The sequence below is a fragment of the Saccharopolyspora indica genome, from assembly GCF_027853965.1.
GTDB lineage: Bacteria > Actinomycetota > Actinomycetes > Mycobacteriales > Pseudonocardiaceae > Saccharopolyspora > Saccharopolyspora indica.
This window is the reverse complement of sequence record NZ_JAQGLB010000001.1, coordinates 1-21159: the sequence shown is the minus strand read 5'-3', so window position 1 is coordinate 21159 and position 21159 is coordinate 1. Positions and strand designations below refer to the sequence as shown.

At 72.0% G+C, this 21159-nt stretch carries 20 protein-coding genes; 11 read left to right on the top strand and 9 right to left on the bottom strand.

Annotated elements, in window-relative coordinates; genetic code table 11:
• Nucleotides 1–3 precede the first annotated feature (3 nt).
• Genes OU416_RS00100 through OU416_RS00080 form a run of 5 tightly spaced genes read left to right on the top strand, consistent with a single transcriptional unit; the run spans nt 4 to nt 4213 of the window.
• Nucleotides 4–675: a vWA domain-containing protein gene (locus OU416_RS00100; RefSeq protein ID WP_270924677.1), complete on the top strand. Its 672-nt coding sequence runs from the start codon at nt 4–6 to the stop codon at nt 673–675.
• A gap of 5 nt (nt 676–680) precedes the next feature.
• Entirely contained in the window at nt 681–851 is a 171-nt protein-coding gene (locus OU416_RS00095) for a hypothetical protein (RefSeq protein WP_270924676.1), read from the top strand.
• A complete protein-coding gene (locus tag OU416_RS00090) occupies nt 848–2398 on the top strand; it encodes a hypothetical protein (RefSeq protein ID WP_270924675.1) in 1551 nt (516 codons plus the stop codon). Before OU416_RS00095 ends, OU416_RS00090 begins: the two co-directional genes overlap by 4 nt.
• Before the next feature lie 3 nt (nt 2399–2401).
• Nucleotides 2402–2752 carry a hypothetical protein gene (locus tag OU416_RS00085; RefSeq protein WP_270924674.1) on the top strand — a complete coding sequence of 117 codons (351 nt, stop codon included), beginning with the start codon at nt 2402–2404 and terminating at the stop codon, nt 2750–2752.
• A gap of 15 nt (nt 2753–2767) precedes the next feature.
• Nucleotides 2768–4213 carry a protein kinase domain-containing protein gene (locus OU416_RS00080; protein WP_270924673.1) on the top strand — a complete coding sequence of 482 codons (1446 nt, stop codon included), beginning with the start codon at nt 2768–2770 and terminating at the stop codon, nt 4211–4213.
• A gap of 9 nt (nt 4214–4222) precedes the next feature.
• On the opposite strand, the gene OU416_RS00075 is transcribed toward OU416_RS00080, so the two are convergent.
• The 9 genes from OU416_RS00075 to OU416_RS00035 form a co-directional block, all read right to left on the bottom strand.
• A complete protein-coding gene (locus OU416_RS00075) occupies nt 4223–4678 on the bottom strand; it encodes a carboxymuconolactone decarboxylase family protein (RefSeq protein ID WP_270924672.1) in 456 nt (151 codons plus the stop codon).
• The gene (locus tag OU416_RS00070; RefSeq protein ID WP_270924671.1) at nt 4675–6264 is read right to left on the bottom strand and encodes a class I adenylate-forming enzyme family protein; all 1590 of its coding nucleotides are present in this window, start codon (nt 6262–6264) and stop codon (nt 4675–4677) included. Before OU416_RS00070 ends, OU416_RS00075 begins: the two co-directional genes overlap by 4 nt.
• Nucleotides 6261–7907, bottom strand: coding sequence for a CoA transferase (locus OU416_RS00065; RefSeq protein WP_270925388.1), 1647 nt, complete (start codon nt 7905–7907; stop codon nt 6261–6263). Before OU416_RS00065 ends, OU416_RS00070 begins: the two co-directional genes overlap by 4 nt.
• Before the next feature lie 5 nt (nt 7908–7912).
• Nucleotides 7913–8722 carry a class I SAM-dependent methyltransferase gene (locus OU416_RS00060; RefSeq protein WP_270924670.1) on the bottom strand — a complete coding sequence of 270 codons (810 nt, stop codon included), beginning with the start codon at nt 8720–8722 and terminating at the stop codon, nt 7913–7915.
• A 92-nt stretch (nt 8723–8814) separates the two neighbouring features.
• Nucleotides 8815–10398: a class I adenylate-forming enzyme family protein gene (locus OU416_RS00055; RefSeq protein WP_333779610.1), complete on the bottom strand. Its 1584-nt coding sequence runs from the start codon at nt 10396–10398 to the stop codon at nt 8815–8817.
• Nucleotides 10395–11780 carry a protoporphyrinogen/coproporphyrinogen oxidase gene (locus tag OU416_RS00050; protein WP_270924669.1) on the bottom strand — a complete coding sequence of 462 codons (1386 nt, stop codon included), beginning with the start codon at nt 11778–11780 and terminating at the stop codon, nt 10395–10397. Before OU416_RS00050 ends, OU416_RS00055 begins: the two co-directional genes overlap by 4 nt.
• Nucleotides 11777–12754, bottom strand: a complete 978-nt coding sequence (locus tag OU416_RS00045; RefSeq protein WP_270924668.1) for a UbiA family prenyltransferase — start codon at nt 12752–12754, stop codon at nt 11777–11779. The genes OU416_RS00050 and OU416_RS00045 overlap by 4 nt, the downstream gene beginning before the upstream one ends.
• Complete coding sequence (locus tag OU416_RS00040; RefSeq protein ID WP_270924667.1) at nt 12744–13889, bottom strand: DegT/DnrJ/EryC1/StrS family aminotransferase; 1146 nt, start codon at nt 13887–13889, stop codon at nt 12744–12746. The genes OU416_RS00045 and OU416_RS00040 overlap by 11 nt, the downstream gene beginning before the upstream one ends.
• Nucleotides 13889–15100 (bottom strand): DegT/DnrJ/EryC1/StrS family aminotransferase, encoded by a 1212-nt coding sequence (locus OU416_RS00035; RefSeq protein WP_372907211.1) that lies wholly within the window; start codon nt 15098–15100, stop codon nt 13889–13891. Before OU416_RS00035 ends, OU416_RS00040 begins: the two co-directional genes overlap by 1 nt.
• Nucleotides 15101–15341: 241 nt before the next feature.
• Between OU416_RS00035 and OU416_RS00030 the strand changes: the two genes are divergently transcribed.
• The 6 genes from OU416_RS00030 to OU416_RS00005 are packed head-to-tail and all read left to right on the top strand — an operon-like array spanning nt 15342 to nt 20947.
• On the top strand, nt 15342–16343 hold the full coding sequence (locus tag OU416_RS00030) for a Gfo/Idh/MocA family protein (RefSeq protein ID WP_270924665.1): 1002 nt from the start codon (nt 15342–15344) through the stop codon (nt 16341–16343).
• Entirely contained in the window at nt 16333–17196 is an 864-nt protein-coding gene (locus tag OU416_RS00025) for a sugar phosphate isomerase/epimerase family protein (RefSeq protein ID WP_270924664.1), read from the top strand. Before OU416_RS00030 ends, OU416_RS00025 begins: the two co-directional genes overlap by 11 nt.
• On the top strand, nt 17196–18494 hold the full coding sequence (locus OU416_RS00020; protein ID WP_270924663.1) for a M20/M25/M40 family metallo-hydrolase: 1299 nt from the start codon (nt 17196–17198) through the stop codon (nt 18492–18494). The genes OU416_RS00025 and OU416_RS00020 overlap by 1 nt, the downstream gene beginning before the upstream one ends.
• Nucleotides 18481–19581 (top strand): Ldh family oxidoreductase, encoded by a 1101-nt coding sequence (locus OU416_RS00015; RefSeq protein ID WP_270924662.1) that lies wholly within the window; start codon nt 18481–18483, stop codon nt 19579–19581. Before OU416_RS00020 ends, OU416_RS00015 begins: the two co-directional genes overlap by 14 nt.
• Complete coding sequence (locus OU416_RS00010) at nt 19578–20513, top strand: Gfo/Idh/MocA family protein (RefSeq protein ID WP_270924661.1); 936 nt, start codon at nt 19578–19580, stop codon at nt 20511–20513. Before OU416_RS00015 ends, OU416_RS00010 begins: the two co-directional genes overlap by 4 nt.
• Nucleotides 20510–20947, top strand: coding sequence for a DUF6917 domain-containing protein (locus OU416_RS00005; protein WP_270924660.1), 438 nt, complete (start codon nt 20510–20512; stop codon nt 20945–20947). Before OU416_RS00010 ends, OU416_RS00005 begins: the two co-directional genes overlap by 4 nt.
• Nucleotides 20948–21159: the final 212 nt, after the last annotated feature.

Sequence of the window (21159 nt, the reverse complement as noted above, 5' to 3'; positions counted from 1 at the left end):
TCCATGGCCGATGGCCCCCGCACGATGAAGCAGAAGTGCCTGCCGACCTACGTCGTGGTCGACGCCTCCTACTCGATGACCCCGTACCAGGACACCCTGAACCAGACGCTCGCGCAGCTGCACCGGAAGCTGGCGGGCAGCCCCCGGGTGTCCGAGTTCGCGCTGATGTCGATCATCGCGTTCTCCACGTCGGCTCAGGTCGTGATCGAGATGACCGACATGGAGCGGATCCCGGTCATGCCCGACGTGGTGTGCAACGGCAAGACCGACTACCGCGCGGCGTTCGACCTGGTGCGGGAGCGGATCGAGGTGGACGTCCCCGCGCTCAACGCGCAGGGCAAGGCGGTGCTGCGGCCCGCGATGTTCTTCCTCACCGACGGCCAGCCCACCGAACCGGGCTGGGAGGCCGCCTTCCGCGAGCTCGTGGACCCCGGCTGGAAGCGGCATCCGCACGTGATCACCTACGGGTTCGGCTCGGTGCAGAGCGAGGTGCTGAGCAAGGTCGCCACCAAGGCCGCCTTCTACGCCGAGCCGGGCACGCGCAACGACGAAGCCCTCGGCCAGGCGATCAACAGCCTGCTGAACTCGCTGGTGGCCTCCTCGCGCAGCGAGGAGATGCAGATCCCGGTGGTGGCCGAGGGATACCGGTCCATTCCCGTCGAGTACATGGACTGATGCCGATGACCAGCTGGGACCGCTCCGCCGTGCTGCTCGGCGCGGCATCGCTCTGCGTGGCCGCCGCGGCCGTCGTGTCGATCGCCGCGCGGCTGCCCGCCACCGAGGAACCACCGCCCGGCCGCGACGTGCAGCAGCACGCGCCGCAAGTCCCCGACACGGAGGTGCCCAGGTGAAGTGCCATCGCTGCGGCGGCGACAACGACGCCAACTTCCTGCTGTGCGCGCACTGCGGCCACAAGCGGGTCATCGACCTCTCCGGCGGCGCCCAGCCGACGGCCGCCGGGCCCGGGACGGCACCGGCCGCCGCACCCGGGACGGATGCGACGCGCTACCTCTGCGCCGCGCTGCAGCTGGATGCGGGGCTCAACGACAAGGCCCTCGAGAACATCCTCGGTGAGGAGTACCGGGCGGTGGTGTCCTCCCCCGGCGTCGACCTCGCCACGGTGCTCAAGTACGGGCTGGCCGCCCGGCGGAGGCAGCGGATCCGCGACGTGCTGATCGTGCTCCTCGCGCTGATCGGCCTCGGGATCCTCTTCGGCGAGGAGCCGGAGTGGTTCCCGCTGGTGCTCTTCGCCGGGTGGGCGGTCATGTTCGTCGAAGCCATGTCGACCCACTACGGGCTCCTCTCCTCGCAGCTTCGGCGCAACGCCTTCGACCCGGCGAACGCGCCCGCACCGGCCAACCGGCGCGCCGCGGCGCGGCTGGCCGAGGTCGCCGACCAGGACCGGGGAAACCTCACGGTCTTCGCCGACTACGCGCCGTTCGCCGGTTACGGGATCACCATCGACAACTGGTCGTTCACCCTCAACGTGGCCAAGGCCGTGGAGGGCGAGGACGTCGTCGAGTTCACCGTGCAGGAGTTGCACGACTTCATCGCGGGCTCGGTCCGCCAACTCGGCCTGCCCGGCGTGCTGGTCGAGGACCGGGTGTTCGTCAGCGGCCTCGACCTGCTGCACGAGCTCGAACCGCCGGTGCGCCAGGCGATCCTGCCCGAGGAACTGGCCGCCCCGGCTTCGCACGTCGACGACACCTTGCTCGCCCGGTTGCGCGAGGACGCCGAGTGCCGGGCGCGTCCCTACCTGACCGTGCGCGTGACCGGCTGGAACGGTGACCTGGTGGTGACGATGTTCCTGCGGTTCGTGCTCTCGCCGCAGAAGGACCTGCTGTTCGTCGAGGCCAACTACTCGCTGCTGCCGCCGGTGAAGCGGCGCTACCAGCAGGTCGACCAGCTGCTGCGCAGCCCGACCCCCAGGCAGCTGGGCCGGATCGCGGTGCTGAGCCTGGTCAGGCTCGTTCCCGCGGTCTTCGAGGGCGTGCAGCGCGTTTTCGGGATTCTCGGTTCACCGCTGGCGCAGGCCGTCAAGTCGATGCGCGAGCGGCGCGAGATCACGCAGGAGCGGACCTTCAACTACGGGGCGGCGATGAGCCTGCGCGAAGCGGCCGCCGACAACCGCTACCACCGGTACTTCCAGCAGCTGGACAAGGAGATGTACGCCAAGCTCGCCGAGCGCCGGGTGATGGACACGCTGGAGCAGTTCCTGGCCGACCACAACGTCGACACCAGCGATCTCAGCGAGCGCCAGACCACGATCCTGAACAACGGCGTTTACGTGACGGGGCAGGGGAAGCTGAACGCGATGAGCGTGGCCGCGGGCGCGGGCGCCATCGCCAGGACGGCCCAGGCCGTCCGGAACGCGACGCCGAACAGCAGGCAGGGATGAGCGATGGGCGACAACTACGGGATCAACGTCAGCGGCAAGGGCAGCTTCCAGGCCGAGTCGGTGGCCGTCGGCCAAGGGGCGCAGGCCATTTCCGCGGGCAGCTCGCAGGAATTGCGGGAACAGGTGCGCGAGCTGCTCGCGGTGCTGCGGACCGCGAGCGAGGACGGTCGGCTCGACGGCGACGACGTGGTGGCCGACGCCGAGCTCCTCGACGCGGAGGTCAACGACGGCAGTCCCGACAAGTCGAAGGTCTTGGGACTGCTGAGCAAGATCTCCTCGGCCGTGACGCAGGTCGGCGACCTCGCCACCGCGGTGCGGGCCACGCAGGACGCCGTGAGCTCGTTGTCGGCCTGACCGGGAAGGGGCAGCATGGCGCACCAGGCGGGTGAGCTCATCGGTGGGCGCTACCGGCTCGTGCTCGGCTCCGGACGCCGCTGGCAGGCGCGCGCCGAGGACACCGGCGCGGAGGTGTCCCTGGAGTGGGCCCGGTCGCCCTCGGCGCAGGAAGCGGCCGAGCACGCCGCGCGGTTCGAGCGGGAGCGCACCGAACGCGAGCAGCGCCAGGACGCCGCGCTGCGTGCCTGCCCGAACCTCGTCTTCGTCGATGACGTCGTCGCCGAGGAGGACGTCCTCTGGTCGGTGACCCGGCTGGTCGAGGGCCGCACGCTCTCCGAAGACGTGTCGGCCTACGGGCCGATGACGGCCGAGAGCGTCGAACCGGTGGCGCGTGATCTCCTCGAGGCGCTGGCCGCCGCGCACGGAGCCGGGATCGTCCACGGCGCGCTCTCCCCCGCCACCGTGCGGCTGACCGGCGACGGCGAGGCCCTGCTCACCGGTTTCGGCGCACCTGCCGATGAGCACTACCTCGCGCCGGAGCGAGACCACGGGCAGCACGGAGACCTCTTCTCGCTGGGCGCGACGCTGCACTTTGCGCTCACGGGCACTCCACCGGTGCGTCCCGGCAGCGCGGCGGGAGACGTCGGTGAGCTCAGGTCGCTGATCGCGCGACTGCTCGCCGAAGATCCGTCGCAGCGGCCGACCGCGGCCCGAGCACTGGAGCTGCTCGAACCTCCCCCGCCACCCGTCCAGCACATCGCACCACCGACACCCGGCCCGGCGAAGCCGTACTCGATGGCGCCTGTGGTGGGGCTCGTCCTGGCCGTCGGCGTGCTCATCGCGGTCATCATCGGCCTCGGCCAGTCCGAGTCCTCCAGCGACGCGGGATCCGGTACGAGCGCGGAAAGCACCTCCAGCGAGGAGGAGACCACCAGCGACAGCTCCGAATCCGAGTCCAGCGAGGAGGAGACGGTCTCGGCGGAGGAGACCACCGCGGAGGCCGATCCCACGGAGGAGGCGTTCGAGGCCGTCCAGGCCGACACGTGCCTGCCGATCTACGTGGACACCGACGGGGAGTGGTCCGCGACGACGCCGCCCGACCCCGTCGCCTGCAACGACGACCGCGCCGGGGTCTTCCTCGTCGTGAGCACCACCATGAGCGCCGACGACTGCGAGTCCGCATCGGACGACTACACCTGGTGGAGCTACACGGGGAGCTCCGGTACGACGACGCTGTGCCTGGACCGGGTCTGGGTGCCGCGCTACTGCATCCCGGTCACGTTCAACAGCGACAACACCTTCTACTACGGCAAGGACTACGCGGTCGAGTGCGACGGCAGCGACCTTCCCGAGGGATACAGCAGCACCCTCCTGGTCACCAGCGTCCGCGAGGCCTCGGAGAGCTGCCCCCACACGCCCAGCTGGTCCTTCATCGCGGACGAGGGCAGCAGCCGGGTTTGCCTGACCCTGCCGGCGTAGCCCCTCTCATCACGCGGTGGGCACCATCGAGACCGCCAGCCGGTTGTAGGTGTTGATCAACGAGACCGTCCACACCAGGCAGACCAACTGGGTGCGGTCGAAGTGCTCGGTCGCCGGGAGGTAGTCCGCGTCGGGCACGCCGCCGTCGAGCCGGGTGATCGACTCCGCCAGCCGCAGCGCGGCCCGCTCCGCCCCGGTGAAGTGCTCCGATTCCGCCCAGTCCGCCAGCTCGCGCAACCGGAGTTCGGACTCCCCGCTGTCGAGCGCCTGCTTCGAGTGCAGCTGCTGGCAGTACCCGCAGCCGTTGATCTGCGAGGCGCGCAGCCGCACCAGCTCGATCAGCCGGGCGTCCAGCCCGGACTGCCGGGCGAGGTCCTCGGCGTCGCGGCTGAGCTGGTGCAGCGCGGTGAACGTCGTCGGCGTCGTACCGCCGATGTCGAACCGGAGGCTGGTCACATCTGTCATCGTGCGGTCTCCTTCTCGAGTTCGGCCGCCATCGCGGTCACCGTGCGGCGGCACACCTTGCCGGTCGGAGCGAGCGGCAGTTCCGGGAGTCTGAGCAGGTATTCCGGCAGCTTCCGGCGTTCCAGGCCGCGTTCGGCCGCCAGGAAGTCGGTGATGTCGGTCAGCGTGAGCTCGGGCGTGGCCGCGGCCTGGCTGATGCACGCGCACATCCGCTCCCCCAGATCCGCGTCCGGCACGGCAACGCACGCCACGTCCACGATCGCGGGGTGCGCGCTGAGCTCTCGTTCGACCTCCGCCGGGCTGATCTGGTACCCGCCCCGGGACACCACCTGCTTGAGCCTGCCGAGCACGTGCAGCCTGCCGTGCTGGTCGAACGTGCCGAGGTCGCCGCTGCGGACCCAGCCGTCCGCGGTGCGGTAGCGGGCGTCGAGCTCGGCGTCGGCGACGTAGCTCAGCGGTGTCATCGGGCCTCGCGCCCAGATCTCGCCGGTCGGCGCGTCGGCCCCGTGCTCGTCGACGGTGCGGATGTCGGCGACCGCCGGATCCGGTGTGCCGGTTCCGGGGAGCTCGCCGGTCCTGGCGGTGTGGCAGTTGATGCCGTCCGACGAGCCGTAGATGGTGATCACCTGGCACCCGAAGCGCTGCCGGCAGGCGGCGGCGGTCACCTCGGGCAGTGGCGCGCCGCTGGACACGACGGCCTGGAGGCTGGAGAGATCCTCCTCCGGTGCTGCGGGGTGTTCGGCCAGCCGCCGCAGCATGGTCGGCACTCCGAACAGGTGCGACGGGCGGTGCCGCGCGACCGTGCGCAGCGTTTCGGCGGCGTCGAAGCGGTCGGCCAGGATCAGCGTCGAGCCGAGCGCGGTGAGGCTCACCACGGCGCACGAACCGTAGGACGTGGCGGTTTTCACCAGCAGGAGACCGCGCATCGGGCCGTCGCCGCGGTGCAGGGCGCGGACGTAGTTCGCCCGGCCGCCGCCCATGGCGTTGTGCGAGTAGGCGATCATCTTCGGCTCCGCCTGCGAGCCGGAGGTCACCAGGATGCGCGCCGGGGCCTCGGGATCGATCGGCGACGGCTCCCAGCCGTGCTCCTCCGGGGCTTCGTCCAGCGAGCCCGAGCCGAAGGTGAAGACCTCGCGCAGGTGCGGCAGTTCGGCGGCCACCGCAGCGTCCGCCCGGTCGGCGAAGATCGCCGCGGTGGCGCGGGACCGGCCGAGCAGGCTCCTGGTGTCGCGGCTGCCCGGCCCCGCCGGGTACGGGAGCGCGACCGCGCCGATGGCCACGACCGCGAGTTCGGCCACCAGCGCGCGCCAGCCGTTGGGCAGCCTGATCCCGATGATGTCGCCGGGCCCGAGCCCCGCGCGGGACAGTGCGGCGGCGATCCGGCGCACCTCGCGGTCCAGTCCGGCGTAGTCGAGCGCGCGTTCGCCGTCGATGACCGCTTCCCGCCCGGGATGGGCGCGAACGCGTTCGCGCAGCAGCGCGTAGAGGTCGCGGTCGGGGCAATCGCCGCGCTCGACCCACCGGCGGCGCAGCTCCGCGGGCACCAGGTCGCGGATCTCGACGCCGTTGCGGGAAATCCAGGTCACGAGAACTCCCAGGGAGCGAGGGGGAACACGTGGGTGCCGCGGCCGAGCACGGCGGCGAAGCGCGGGTCGGCGGCCAGCTCGCGCAGGTCGGTGCACACCGGGGTCACCACCACGTCCGCGGCGGAGAGCTCCGCCGACCAGAAGCCGCTGGGCCGTTCGCGGATGCGCTCGGCAACGGCCTCGGGCGCGACGCCCAGAATGGCGGCGAGCTGTTCCGGAGCTGTCCCGGAGAGCACCGCGAAACCGTCCGAAGTCCGCAGCGGCTGATCCAGCACCGGGCGTCGCGGTGGCCGGGGCAGGACACCGGCGCTGGAGAACAGCGAGCTGTCCACCCGCACTCCCTCCCCGGTGCGCTGCCGGTGCAGCAGCGCGGCCAGGACGCCCATCGCGCTCACCGCGCCACCGAGCACGTCGGTCAACGTCATCAACGACGGCGCACTCGGCTCGCCCGCGGGCTGCACCGCGGCGGCCAGCCCGCTGTGCGCCTGCACCAGGAAGTCCGTGCCCAGCGGTGGATCCGGCCACCGCAGGGGTTCCCAGCCCGACGACCACGCGTAGACCAGGCCGGGGGCGACCCGGGACAGGTCCTCGGCGTCGAGACCCAGCTGCGCGGCCTTGCCCGGCGCCCAGTTGTGCACGAAGGCGTCCGCGTCGGCGACGAGTTCGCACAGCTCCCGGCGACCGCTCGCGCTCTTGACGTCGAGTTCGACGGCCCGCTTGCCGTCGTTGAGCGCCCGGAACCGCGCCGAGCAGTCGCCGGACATCGGCGCAACGCCGCGCATCGCATCGCCGCCCGGCGGTTCGACGCGGATGACCTCGGCTCCCAGCATCCGCAGCAGGTGCCCGGCCAGCGGCCCCTGGATCCGCCTGGTGGACTCCACCACGACGATGCCGTCCAGCGGTGCAACACCACGCCGCTCAGCGAACCGCGCAGTGCCGGGCAGGGCGCGGAACGTGCACGCGGGCGCTTCGGCAGGCGGCACCGGATCGTCCCGCACCGGCAGCACGCTCACCCCGGCGAGTGCGGCCACCGACACCACGGTGTCGTAGTCCACCTCGCGCACGGCCCGGTGCAGCGCTTCAGGCAGATTCGCCGCGGCGGTCGCGAAGCGCTGCTGGAACGGCCACCAGCCGTCCGCCACCGCGCCCGACTCCGCGCCGAGCTCCGCCCAGAACCGGAGCCAGCCCTCGGCGTGCAGCACTTCCAGCTCGAAGCGGACGCCGTCCCGGCTGGTGAACGGCGGGCGACCACCGGACTGCCAGTGCTCCGCCCAGTCGTCGTCGGCGGTGGCGACCGCGAGGTACTGCTGCACGGACAGCAGCGCGGCCTCGGCCACCGAGGTCCGCACGGAGGTGAACCACGCACCGCGTGCCCGCGCCAGCGACGCGGCCAGAACACCTTGCGCGGCAAGAACTCCGGCCAAGGTGCTGGCGTAGTCGACACCGAGGCGCTGCGGACGGCCTGCCGCGCGCCCGTGGACGTGCATGATCCCGCACGCGGCCTGCACGGCAGGCTCATCGGGCAGCTCGTGCTCGACCGGCCCGGCCCAGTCGATGTCGAACGCCAGCGGTTCGGGATCTCCGGGCAAGGCCCTCAGCTGTTCGGCCGCGACGCGGGCCGCCACCTCCGGCCCCGTCCGCACCGCGGTCAACGGTGCTGATCCTTCCGTCCCTGCACCGAGTAGATGACGCTGGAGGACGCGCGGAACGACGGATCGCGCATCACCTCCCGGACCGCGTGCAGCTCATCGCCGGTCATGCCGACCGACAGCAACCCGTCCCACAGGTGGTAGGTGTGGTGCAGCTGGAGCCCGATGTCCGGCGAGCCCGCGTGCCTCGGCCGGGCGCTGGGCACCGGATCGACGTCGACGAGCCCGGCGGCGCGCATCGCGCGGGCCACCTGCCGCCCCCACGACGGGTCGCCGCCGTTGCGGCGCATGAGCTCGCTCTTGGCCGCGAGGAACTTCTCGTACAGCCGCGCGGATTCGTCGTCGGGCGCGAGCAGCACCGGCTCGTAGGAGGTGTCGAACTCGTCGATCTGCAGCCAGCCACCGGGCTTGAGCGCCCGGACCAGCTTGGCCAGCACCGCGTCCCGCTCGGCGAGGTGCTGCAGGACGAGCCGGGCCACGATCAGGTCGAAGTGGTCCTCCGGCAGCGGCTCGGCGGTGATGTCGTGCTCCGCGGTGGTCATGCGGGGGTGCGGCGGGATGTCGGTCAGCTTCACGTCGGTGGCCAGCACGCTCCCGGTCGGCCCGACGCGGTCGGCGAGCCACCGCGCGACGCTCCCGCCGCCGCAGCCCACCTCCAGGCAGTGCCAGCCCTCGCCGACACCGGTGGCGGCGAGCCGCTCGGTCGTCAGCGGGTCATACGCGGCGGCGAGGCACCGGTGCTGCTCACCGCTGTGCGGGTTGTGGTTGTCGAAGACGTAACCGCCCGGGGCGGTCTGGACGTGCGTCACTTCAGTTCCCCCTCAGAACCTGTTGGTCAATGGCCTGCTCGGTGGTCGATCTGCGCAGGAGGCCCGAGCACGATCGCGGACGGGCAGTGCTCTCAAGTCCATCGGCCGGTGCCGCACGTGGCGGTGCTGCCGGTCAGCTGTTCGCGCAGGTCCATGCGGCGCACCTTGGCGGTGCCGGTGCGGGGCACGTCGTCCCACCGCAACGACACCGGTTCCTGCATCCGCGGCAGTCGTCGGCACGCGCGCCGCCACGCGGCGGTCGAAAGAGTCCCGTCGGCGGTGATGATCACGGGCAGCGGCGGCTTGCCCGGTTCGGCGAGCAGCACGCACTCCAGCGCCTCCGGCAGCCGGTCCTCGAGGACGTCCTCGACCTCCAGGCAGCTGCCCTCGGGCGTGCGGTCGACCTCGCGGTCCAGCAGCCGCACGCTGCCGTCCCACCGGCGGACGCCGAGGTCACCGGTGATCCACCACTGCCCCACCTGCTTGTCCGACCAGCGCCGGGACTCGCCGAGGTAGTCCAGGCAGCGAGCCGCGGTGCGGGCCAGCACCAGCCCGGGCTGTCCGGGCCGCACCGGGCGGAAGGTGTCCGGGTCGACCAGCCGCAGCCTGGTCTTGACCGGGATCGGCCGCCCGACGTCGTGCCCCGCCGGGCGGCGGGCCAGCGACCGGCGGGTGTGGAAGCGGAAGGTGAGCGGCCCGGTCTCGGTCTGCCCCCAGCCGTCCATCCACAGCGGATTCCGCTGCCGACTGGCGTTCAGGTAGGCGCGGATCATCGGCGGGTGCACCGCGTCGTAGGTGCTGATGTAGAGCCTGACCCGGCGGAAGGGGTTGTCCAGGCGTTCGGTCAGCGGCCGGAACCGCACGTAGGACGCGGGCAGTCCCTCCATGATCGTGGGCGGGTGCGCCCGCAGCACCGGGTCGGCGCGGTTCGGGTCCTGGCCGGTCAGGATCACGACCTCGCGGGGCGCCATGCTCATCACCACGGCGGTCCAGCAGAAGGTGCGGCCGTGCGCGTAGGAGCTGGCCGTGGCCACCACGTCATCGCCGCGGACGCCGATCTTGGGCATCCGCCGCGCCTCGAACCGGGCCAGCTCACCGATGATCGTGCGGGTCGAGTGCACCACGAGCTTCGGGACCCCGGTGGTGCCGGAGGTGTGGTCGATCACCAGCGGCTCGTCCTCCCCGCGCCGCTGCGGAGCCGGAACCCGGCCACCGCGCAGCTGGTCGAGGTGCACCGCACCGGGGGCCGTGACGTCCGTGGTCACGGTGGCACCGGCGAAGGCCGTCAGGTCGATCCCCACCGCGCGGCACCGCTCCAGCTGACCGGAGGTGGTCATCAGCACCGCGGGCTTGAGCCGTTCGAGCAGGATCGCCAGCGAGTCCGGGGACAGCTGGGCGGACAGCTGCGCCGGAACCGCGCCGACCCGCGCCGCGGCGCAGGCGAGCAGGTCGTAGTCCCAGTGGTTGTCCTTCAGGATCGCCACCCGGTCACCGCGTCCCGCACCGGCGGCCGACAACCAGCCGGCGGCGTCCCGGACGAGCCCGGCCAGCGCTGCCGCGCCGTACTCCGCGCCGCCGTCCGGGGCGATGTCGAACGGCCGGTCCAGGTGCGCGGTGGTGGCGGTGCCTCGCGCGGCGCACTCGTCGAAGAGCACACCCATGTCATGCGGTCTCAACGGGAGTTCTCCAGGTCCTCGGTCCGGATCGGCAGTCGCTTGCTGAACGCCGGTCGCACCAGCGGGCGGAGCCCGCTGAGGACCCGCGACGCGGCGAGCGCTCCGGCGCGCACCGCTCCTTCGCTGGCTGGGCGCAGCATCACCCAGTCGCCCGCGTAGTCGACCGGGCCGACCGGGCGATTCATGAACCGGGCCCGCCGGTGCAAGGCGGCGGGTGTCGCCTCGGGCAGCCCGAACCGGTGGCGGTGCACGAAGTTCCGCCGGTTCACCGCGTCGAAACCCGGGAGGTAGCGCGGCACCGCCCGGGTCAGCCGGTCGACGATCTCCGCGTCCGGGGCCGACAGCAGGTCCGGGATCGTCGCGGCGTTGGCCATCAGCGTCAGCAGGCCCTTGCCCGCGGGCGCCCGGCCGGGGTGCTTCTCGTGGTCGAGGATGATCGCCGACAGCACCTGCTCCTCCACCGCGGGCGTGAGCAGCACGTACGGCCGGTCGCCGCCGGGCGCGGACAGCGGTGCGTCCAGCAGGCAGCTCACCTTCAGCGCCGGGGTGAAGGTGCACGCGGCGAGGAACTCCGCGTCCTCCGCCGGTGGATTCGCGTGCAGCTCGGCGGCGACGGGCGCGGGTACGCACAGCAGCACCGAGCGCGCGGTGGCGACGTCCTCGCCGATCTGCAGGCGGGCGCCACCGTCGTCGGCGATGACCTGGTGCACCGGCTGCCCGGTCGCGACGTCCAGCTCCGCGGCCAGCAGGCGCGCCGGGGTGTCCATGCCGTCGCGGTAGGTGCGCCAAGTGCCCGCGCTGCCCACCGACAGCAGCAGGCTCACCATGACCGCTGCGGCCGATCGCTCCGTGTTCCAGCCGAAGAAGCTCCCGGCGACCGGCTGGAGGAGGTAGTCGTGCAGGTCCGGGTGGTAGCGGCGGGCGAAGTCGGCGACGGTCTCGGCCGCCAGCAGGCTGCGCTCCGGGCGATCGTCGTCGAAGCCCTCGCGGTGCCGGAACGCCCACGCCTGGAAGCGGATCAGGTCGAGCTGGGCGCGGCGGGACAGGCCCGCACCGCTGAGCAGCGCCCGTGCCTCGGCGACACCGGCGTGCGCCCGCCCGTCGCGCCACACCGCCAGCGGCCGGCCGATGCGCGGCACCTCGTCGTCGGTCAGCCCGAGCCGGGAGATCAGCTCCCAGGTCGCCCGGTAGCCGCTCGGCGAGATCTGCTCGGCCCCGGTGTCGATGGTCCAGCCGTCGTGACGCGCGCTGGCCATCCGCCCGCCGACCTGCGGTGCCGCTTCGAAGACCCGCACCGACAGACCAGCGCGCCGCAGCTCGTGCGCCGCGGTCAGCCCGGCGATACCGGCACCGACGACCGCGACGTCAAGGTCCCGGCTCACGCGAGGATCCCCGTTCCGATCAGCAGGTTCGCCAGGACCAGCAGTGCCACGTACGTGCGGTGCACGGTGAAGCCGAGCTTGCGGGCGCGCATGATGTCGCCGCGGCCGAAGCCCAGGTAGTACTGGCGGGCGCGCAGGATCGTCGCGGGCAGCATCAGCACGACGAACCACTCAGGCGCCACTGCGGTCAGCGATGCGGCCGCGACGAGCACGAACTCGCCAGCCGACAGCGCGCCGATGAAGATCGCGTTGCCGCGCGGCGAGGTCAGCGCGGCCACCGTCGGCCGCCCGACCGCGCGGTCGCCCTCGACGTCGTTGGTGTTGGAGTACACCCCGAACATCAGCGGCCCCATGCCAAACAGCACCGCCTGCACCAGCAGGAACCCGGAGAACTCCCCGGTCGCCAGGCCGTAGGGGCCGAACACCAGCGCCACCCCGAGCGCGACCAGGAACGCCTCCTGGAACCCGTGGTAGCTCAGCTTCACCCCGTAGGAGTACTGCAGCGAGATCACGTAGGTGGCGGCGATGAGCACCACGGTCCACATCGGACGATGCGGTGCCACCGCGATCGCCCCGGTCCACAGCAGCGCTCCGGCGCAGGCGGTGATCCAGGCGAACCGCATCGCCTCCGCCTCGGTCAGCGTCCCGGCCACCAGCGGCTTGCGCAGCTTCTTGCGCAGCGGGTTGTTGGGCCCGTAGTTCTCGATGTCGCTGCCGTCGCGGTAGCCGGTCACGTCGTCGAGCGCGACCATCGCGACGATGGTGCAGACCTCGCCCGCCAGGAACAGCAGCAGCATCGGCACGGTCCCGGGCTCCACCGCGGCGACCGGCAGCAGCACCGCGGCGGAGACCACCAGGATGCCGATGTAGTAGTCGAACACGTCGAGCTTGCCCAGCCGGAGGTAGCTGCGGAACTTGCTCTCCTGGCGGGTCTGCGGGCCCGCACCGCGGGCGATGTTGACGTCACTGGTCATGGTGAGCGTTCCTCCGTCGGTCGCCGAACTCGCAGACGGCGTCGGCGATGCCCGCCACGTCCGCGTCGGTGAGGTGCGGGTAGATCGGCAGCGCCAGGATCCGCGCGCTCGCGTGCTCGGCGTTCGGCCAGCGCCCGTCGGCCGGGGCGTGCGGGGCGAACGCGGATTGGCGCGGGAGGGGCTGCGGGTAGTAGACGTGCGAGGCGATGCCGCGCTCCGCGAGGTGGTCGCGCAGTTCATCGCGCTGCTCCACCTGCAGGCAGTACACGTAGTAGCAGCGCCCGTTGCGGCCCGGCGGTGGTGCGACGATGCCGCGGTCGGCCAGCGGCGCGAACCGCGCGGTGTAGTGGTCGGCGATCGCGGCCCGGCGTTCCAGCCGCTCCGGGAAGCCCGCGAACCGGTGCAGCTGGAAGGCCGCCTGGATCTCGTCGAACCGGCTGTTGGTGCCGATGACCTGGTGCACGAACCGCTGCCCGTCCTGGCCGTGGTTGCGCAGCACCCGCACCCGGTGCCCGAGCTCGGCGTCCCCGGTCACCACCGCGCCGCCCTCGCCGGGCATGCCGAATGACTTCACCTGCACGAAGGAGAAGACGCCGGCCTCGCCCCACATCCCGGCGGGCGTGCCGTCCAGCACCGCGCCCTGCGCGACCGCGGAGTCCTCCAGCAGCCGCACGTCGTGCCGCTCGGCCACCGCCGCCAGGCGCGGCATGTCGGCCATCACCGAGAACATGTGCGCCGGCATGATCGCCTTGGTGCGGTGGTTGATCTGCTGCTCGACGGAATCCGGATCGACGACCATGGTGCGCCGGTCGATGTCGGCGAACGCGGGCTGCGCACCGACCTCCAGCACCGCCGAGGCCAGCGGCGCGCACCCGAACGCGGGCACCACGACCTCGTCGCCCGGACCGATCTCCATCGCGCGCAGCACCAGGCCGAGCGCGGCGGTGCCGCTGCCGCAGGCCACCACGTCGGCAGCGCCGAGCGAATCGCGCAGCACCTCCTCGAAGCGCCGGGTGTGCTCACCGAGGATGAACTTCTGCTCGGGCGCGGTCGCGATCTCGCGGATCAGGTCGAGCATGACCTTGCGGTCGCCCTCGAACAGGTCCGGTGGGAAGAAGGGGATCCCGGGTTCCATCAGGCGCACCTCCGGGCACCGAAGTCGCTGATCGCCGCGCACACCCGGTCCAGCTGGCCGAGGGTGAGGTCCGGGTACAGCGGGAGCGCCACCGCCCGCTCGCTCGCGGCCTCCGCGCGCGGGAAGTCGCCGCGCCGGTGGCCGTGCCCGGCGAAGCACGGCTGCAGGTGGAACGGCACCGGGTAGTAGCTCTCGGTGCCGATCCCGCACCGGTCCAGGTGGGCCACCAGCTCGTCGCGGTGCTCGACCTCGATCAGGAACACGTACCAGACCCCGGCGGAATCCGGCGCGGTGTCGGCGATCTCCGGCAGCCGGACGACGCCCGGTGCTCCGGCCAGCTGCTGCCGGTAGGCCGCGGCCAGCTCGGCGCGGCGGGCGATGTCGGCGTCCAGGCAGGTCAGCTTGGCCGACAGCACGGCGGCCTGGATGTCGTCCATCTTGCTGTTGGTACCGGCCAGCCCGGTTTCGGTGGCGATGCCGGGGAAGTTGTCGATGGTGCGGCCGAAGCGCCCGTGGTGGCGCAGCCCGGACACCAGCTCGGCGATCCGCGGGTCGTCGGTGAGCACCGCGCCCGCGTCGCCCAGCGCGCCCAGCGTCTTCGAGGGGAAGAACGACAGGACTCCGCCCGCGCCGTGCAGCCCGGCGTGGACGCCGCGCTGCCGCATGCCGATGCCTTCCGCGCTGTCCTCCAGCACGGTCAGCCCCCGCCGCTCGGCGACCTCGGACAGCGCGGCCATGTCGGCCATCTGGCAGAACAGGTGCGCGGGCAGCACGAACCGGGTGCGCGGCCCGGCGACGCGGTCGACCTCGGCCGGGTCCAGCGCGTAGCTGACCGGGTCGACGTCGGCGAACACCGGGCGGCCGCCGGCCAGCACGACCGAGGTCGCGGTGGCGACGAACGAGTAGACCGGGACGATCACCTCGTCGCCCGGCCGCAGGCCCGCGGCGCGCAGCAGCAGGACGAGCGCGTCGGTTCCGCTGTTGACGCCCACCGCGAAGCGGGCGCCGGTGTAGTCGGCGAGGCTCCGCTCGAACTCGGCGACCTGGCGGCCGTGGGAGAACTTCCCGTTGTCGAAGACCCCCTCGACCCGCGCGCCGATGTCCGGCCAGAGCCGGTCGAACGTGCGGGCCTGCGAGAAGAACGGGATCGGATCCGCCGCGCCCTCCTGCCGGAGCCCGGGGGTTTGCGTCCCGCGGGACAAGAAGACCACACTCCTGACTGGGTGCTGAACTGATCGAGACAGGCACGAAACTAGCCGAGGAGCAACTCGGATCACCAACTCATCGGTTGATCACTCCGCTTTTTCACCCATACCGGTTACGTATGTCGCGGACATTATCCCCAGTCTTCGAACCGGTTTCGTCGATCGGTAAGGTTCCGGTCGCGATCAACGACGATCAGTCCTATGTAGACGAACGATCGCGATCCCCTTCACTCCACAAAGGACGTTCATGCTGCACGCACTCGTGCTCGGCCTCGGCCGCGCGGGCGCCGGCCTGCACCTGCGGGTCCTGACCAAGGCACGGGCCACGGCCCCCGAGCTCTTCCACCCCGGCCCCGTGATCGGCTGCGATCCCGCACCGGGCGCGCGCCAGGACCTGCCCGGCGCGATCACCACCGATTCCCTCGCAGCCGCAGCGGAACTGCTGGACCCGCAGCGCACCGTCGTGCACGTCTGCACACCGCCGACGAGCCGCGCCGCCGTGCTCACCCGATTGGCCCAACACGGCTTTCGCCGGGCCATCGTGGAAAAACCCCTCGCCACCGGGACCGACGACCTCCGCGAGATCGACGACCTGCGCCGCCGCCACGGGCTCGACCTCGTGGTGGTGTCGCACTGGATGGCGGCCGAGCTCACCGAGCGGATCACCGCGCTGGTCCGCGGCGGCGCACTCGGCGACCTCCGGTCGATCCGGTTCACCCAGGACAAGCCCCGGTTCACCCGTTCCGCGGCGACGCACGGGCACCCGACCGCCTTCGACGTCGAGCTGCCGCACTCGCTCGGCGTGGTGCTCCAGCTGGCCGGCCCTGCGGAGGTGGAGCGCGCTGCGTGCACCGACATGCACGGCCCGGACGCCGTGCTGCCCGCCATGGGCAGCGCGCACCTGGTGCTGCGCCACGCGGGCGGGGTCACCAGCGAGCTCTCGTCCGACCTCACCGCCCCGGTCCAGCAACGGCGGATCGCGCTGGAGCTCACCGGTGGCGAGGTCACCGGCCACTATCCGATCAGCGACCAGGACGACCACGCGCAGCTGCTGGTCGACGGGCAGCGGCAGGTCTTCCGCGACGACGCGCTGACCCGGTTCGTGCTGCGCGCCTACCACCACTTCCAGGACCCGTCCCCGATCGAGCACCCCACGCTGCAGGTGCACCGCGAGGTCGTCCGCCTGCTCGCCGAGGCCAAGCAGAGCTGCGCCGCGGCAGCCGAGAGGAGTTCCAGCCATGCGCGGTGAACCCGCGGGCAACCGGCTCGCCGGGATCGGCGACGAGGCTGCGGTCGGCCTGAGCGGCCAGATCGCCGCGATCCGCGAACTGGGCTGGTCCGCCGTCGAACTGCGGACCGTGGACGGCGTCCCGCTCGGCGACCTCGACGCATCGCAGTTCGCCGCGATGCGCTCGGCCCTCAGCGCGGCCGGGCTCGACGTGGTGTGCCTGGCGTCCCGGATCGGCAACTGGGCGCGCCCGATCACCGCCCCCTTCGCCGACGACCTGCGCGAACTCGACGTGCTCGCCGGGCAGTGCGCCGAGCTGGGGACCCGGCTCATCAGGATCATGTCCTACCCGAACGACGGTCTGCCCGAAGCCGACTGGCGCGACCGGGTGCTGGACCGGATCGCGCGGCTGACCGAGCGCGCCGCCGGGCACGGTGTCGTCCTGGTGCACGAGAACTGCGCGGGGTGGGCCGGTGACGACGCCGAGCGGATGCTCCACCTGATCAGCGAGGTGAACAGCCCGTCGCTCCGGCTGCTCTTCGACATCGGCAACGGCATCGACCACGGCTACGACGCCCACGAGCTGCTGGTGCGGATCCTGCCGCACGTGGTGCACGTCCACGTCAAGGACGCGGTCGGGACGCCCGGCAACGCCGAGTACGTGCTGCCCGGCGACGGGCACGCCCGGGTCACCGACTGCCTGCGGGAACTGCTGACCGCCGGGTACACCGGACCGCTGTCCATCGAGCCGCACTTCGCGACCCGCCCGCACGAAGGCCTGCGCGCGCACGGCTCGGCGGCGCAGCTGTTCGTCCAGGCCGGGCAACGCCTCGAACAGCTGCTGCGAACCTGTCCGGAAGCGGTCGCCTCCTGATGCGCATCGACGAAGAACTGCTGCTGCACCTGCTGTCCACCCCCACCATCGGCCCGCTGGAAGCCGCCGCAGGCGATCCGCCACCGCAGCTCTGGACGGCACAACGCGCCTACGCCCGCGCTGCGGCGGCCATCGGGTTCCGAACGGTGCACCACGCGAGCCCGAGTCCCGACGTCCTGGTCCGCGAGGACGTGCCGCTGACCGTGCGCCGCGCCGCCGAGGACCCGGAATTCCTCGCTGCGCAGCCGAGCCTGCTGCTGCGGCTCGGCCCGGAACTGCCGCGCTCGGCCACCGTGATGTTCAACGTCCACCTCGACACCGTCGCCGGGCTGGAGCCCGTCGGTCTGATCGGAGGGCGGATCACCGGCCGCGGCGCGATCGATGCGAAGGGTCCGGCGGTGGCGCTGCTCTCCGGGATCCGGGACGCAGTGCGACGCGACCCTGCGGTGGGCCGGGACGTGGCGGTGCTCGTGCAGGCCGTGTCCGGCGAGGAGGGCGGTGCGATGGGCACCTTCGGCACGCGTCCGCTCGTCGAGGCCGGTCACGTCGGACGGCTGAACATCTTCTGCGAGCCGACCGGGATGCGCTACCTGCCCCGCAGCACCGCGTCGATGACCGCCCGCGTGCGGGTTGACGGCCGTGGCGCGATCGACGACCGGCCCGACGCCGGGCACAACGCCACGGTTCTGCTCGGCTTCCTCGCCCAGCACCTCGCCGCCGAGCTCGACCCGCAGGACCGGCCCGGCAGGCTCTGCGTCGCGGGGCTGCACACCGGCCACCTGCACAACAGGGTGTACGGCAGCGGCGAACTGCTGCTCAACCTCTCCTACTGCTCACCGGCCGAAGGGGCCGCCGCCGAGGCGGCGTTGGACGAATCCGTCCGCGGCGGCCTGCGTCGGTTCACCGAACTGTTCACCGGGACCAGGGAATTCGGGCGCACCGCGGCGGAGGCGATCGCCCGCACCGAGGTGGAGTGGCTCAAGCGCGGCCTGCCGAGCCTGGACAACTCGGACCCGTGGGCCGAGGAACTGCTCACCCGCGCGGGCACGACCCGCTGGCCCGACGACGAACCCGCCTTCACCTGCGACGCCATCTGGATGGCCGGGCAGCCCGACACCTACACGGCGGTGCTGGGGCCCGGCTCGCTGGACGGCAACAACGCGCACGCCGATGGCGAGCACGCCGAGCTGGACGAGCTGCGGGACTTCGCCGCCGCCGTGTCCGCACTGCTCACCGGATTTGCCGAGCACCACCGCGATACCGCTCCGAGAAAGGGGAATCTCGATGTCACCGCATGATGCACGCGTCCGCGTGCCCTACGACGAGCTGCACTCGTTCGTCACCCGGTTGTTCACCGAACGAGGTGTGCCGCTGGAACGCGCGATCACCGCGGCCGCCGCGCTCTGCCACGGCGACCTCTGCGGGTTCGACTCGCACGGCGTGTTCAACCTGACCCGCCTGTACCTGCGGCTCTTCGCCACCGACCGGGTCGATCCCGCCGCCGAGCCGCAGACCACGACCGACCTCGGGGCGTGCGCGGTCGTGGACGCGCGCCGGGCGCTGGGCCTGTGGTCGGCCTCCGAAGCGATGGACGACGCCGTCGCGCGCGCAGGCCGGTACGGCATCGGCCTGGTGTCGGTCCGCGGCGCCACCCACTTCGGCTGCGCGGGCTTCCACGCCGCTCGCGCGGCCATGCACGGGATGGTCGGCATCATCGCGAGCAACTGCGGCGGCCAGCGCATCGCCCGCCCGCCGTTCGGCGCCCTGACGATGCTGGGCACCAACCCGATCAGCGTCGCGGCCCCGGCACTGCCCGACCGCCCGTTCGTCCTCGACATGAGCACCACGGTGGTGCCCACCGGGAAGATCCGCACCGCCGCCAGCAGCGGCGAACCGATCCCGGAGGGCTGGCTGGCCGACGACGCCGGGAACCCGGTGACCGATCCGGCCGAGTTCGACCGCCGCAACGCGCACCTGCGCTGGCTCGGCGGCACCCCGGACAACGGCGTCCACAAGGGCTTCGGCCTCGGGCTCGTGGTGGAGATCCTCTCCGCGCTGCTGCCCGGAGCCGCGTTCGGCCCCGCCCCCGACGCCCTGAGCGGCGATGGCGGGCCGCACGGGCGGGACGACGACATCGGCTACTTCGTCCTGGCCATCGCCCCGGACCTGCTCCGCGAACCCGGCCGGTTCGACCTCGACGCGCAGACGATGTTCAGCACCCTCCTCGACTGCCCGGCCACGGGCCAGGACGTCCGCTACCCCGGCTGGTGGGAGGCGGAGCGAGCCGCCGAACGCCTGCAGAACGGCGTCCCGATCCGCGAGCACGTCCACCGCGAACTCCTCGAACTGGGACTCCGCGGCCGGCAGCCGGTGGCCGGACGATGAGCCGCCGGGTCGGAGTCGTCGGCCTCGGCGCGATCTCGAAGTACTACCTGCACGCCATCACCGAACTGCCCGACTGGGAACTCGCGGCGGTCTGCGACGTCCGCGACGCCGCACTCGCCCCGCACCGCGGCCGCACGCCTTGCTTCCAGGACCACCGCACGATGCTGAGCGAATCCGAGCTCGACGCGGTGGTGGTCACGGTGCCCAACGACGTGCACGCCGCAGTGTGCGGCGACGCGCTGCGCCGGGGAATCCCGGTGTGCGTGGAGAAGCCGCTGGCCGTGTCGGTCGACGACGGGCACGACCTGGTGCGGCTGTCCCAGACCGCGGGAGCGCCGCTGTTCACCGCGTTCCACCGCCGCTACAACAACAACGTGCTGCACCTGCTCGAGCAGGCGCAGCGCCGCAGCGACATCATCGCGCTGCGAGTCCGCTACCTCGAACTCATCGAGGAGCACATCGGCGGCGACACGTGGTACCTGGACCCGCAGCGGTGCGGCGGCGGATGCGTGGCCGACAACGGCCCGAACGCGTTCGACCTGGTCCGGCTGTTCCTCGGCGAGGTCGAGGTGGCTCGCGCGAACATCGCGCGCGATGCGCACGGCACCGACCGCCAGGCCACCATCAAGCTGCGCTCGGCCTCCGGCATCCCGGCAACCGTCGAGCTCGACTGGGCGCACCCCGGCGAGACCAAGGACGTCGAGGTCCTCTTCACCGACGGAACCCGGCTCTCAGCCGACATGCTGGCCGGGCACGAGGAGTTCAAGTCCTCGCTGTGGCACGAGTACTTCGGCATCCTCGACGACTTCGCCGCGACCATCACGGCACCACCCGCGACCACCACCGGCGGCCTGGCCGCACTGGAGCTGGTCGACGCCACATACCGAGCAGAACTGCCCGAACCGGCCCTGACCGCGGAGGAGACGAAGTGAACCTGGCAGAGGACGGCCCCAAGCGGGCGCTGACCGGCACGCTGGTGAAGGTGCTGGTGCACCACCGCGACCAGCGCGGCATGGAACTCGAACCGCACGCCAGCCGCTGCGTGCGGCGCGGCGAGGTGCACGAGCTGGTGACCACCGACCACCGGGACACCGAGCCCGGAGCGCGGATCGACCGGGTCGGCTTCCTCGGCTTCGCCGAGATCGACTGCGCCGGGGTGATCGACCGCGGCGACGAGTTCTGGGTCGGTGACCAGCGCGTCGGGACCGTGCTCGGGTTCGACGCCTGTCACTTTCCGAACCACTACAACATCCTGATCAGCGCCGAGGTTCCCGTGAGCGGGGCGGACCTGGAGCTCCGGCCGGAGATGGCGGTGTCGTTCACGCAGGCTCTGGTGCCGGTCGGGGCGGCCTGCGCCGGGGCGTAGTCGTTCGGGTTGGTCTTTGGTTGGGTTCGTCGTGATCGGCGGGTTTGGGCTTTGGTGGCTGGTGTTGTGGTGGTGGGGGTGGTTGGGGCTTTTGACGGTTGTGTTGTGGTGGGGGTCATCCCCGTGGTTTGGTGGATTGTGGGGGCTGTGGTCCGGATGTCAAGCCCGGCCTGGCGGCCGCCCCTTCGGGGTTTCAGGCTTGACATCCGGAC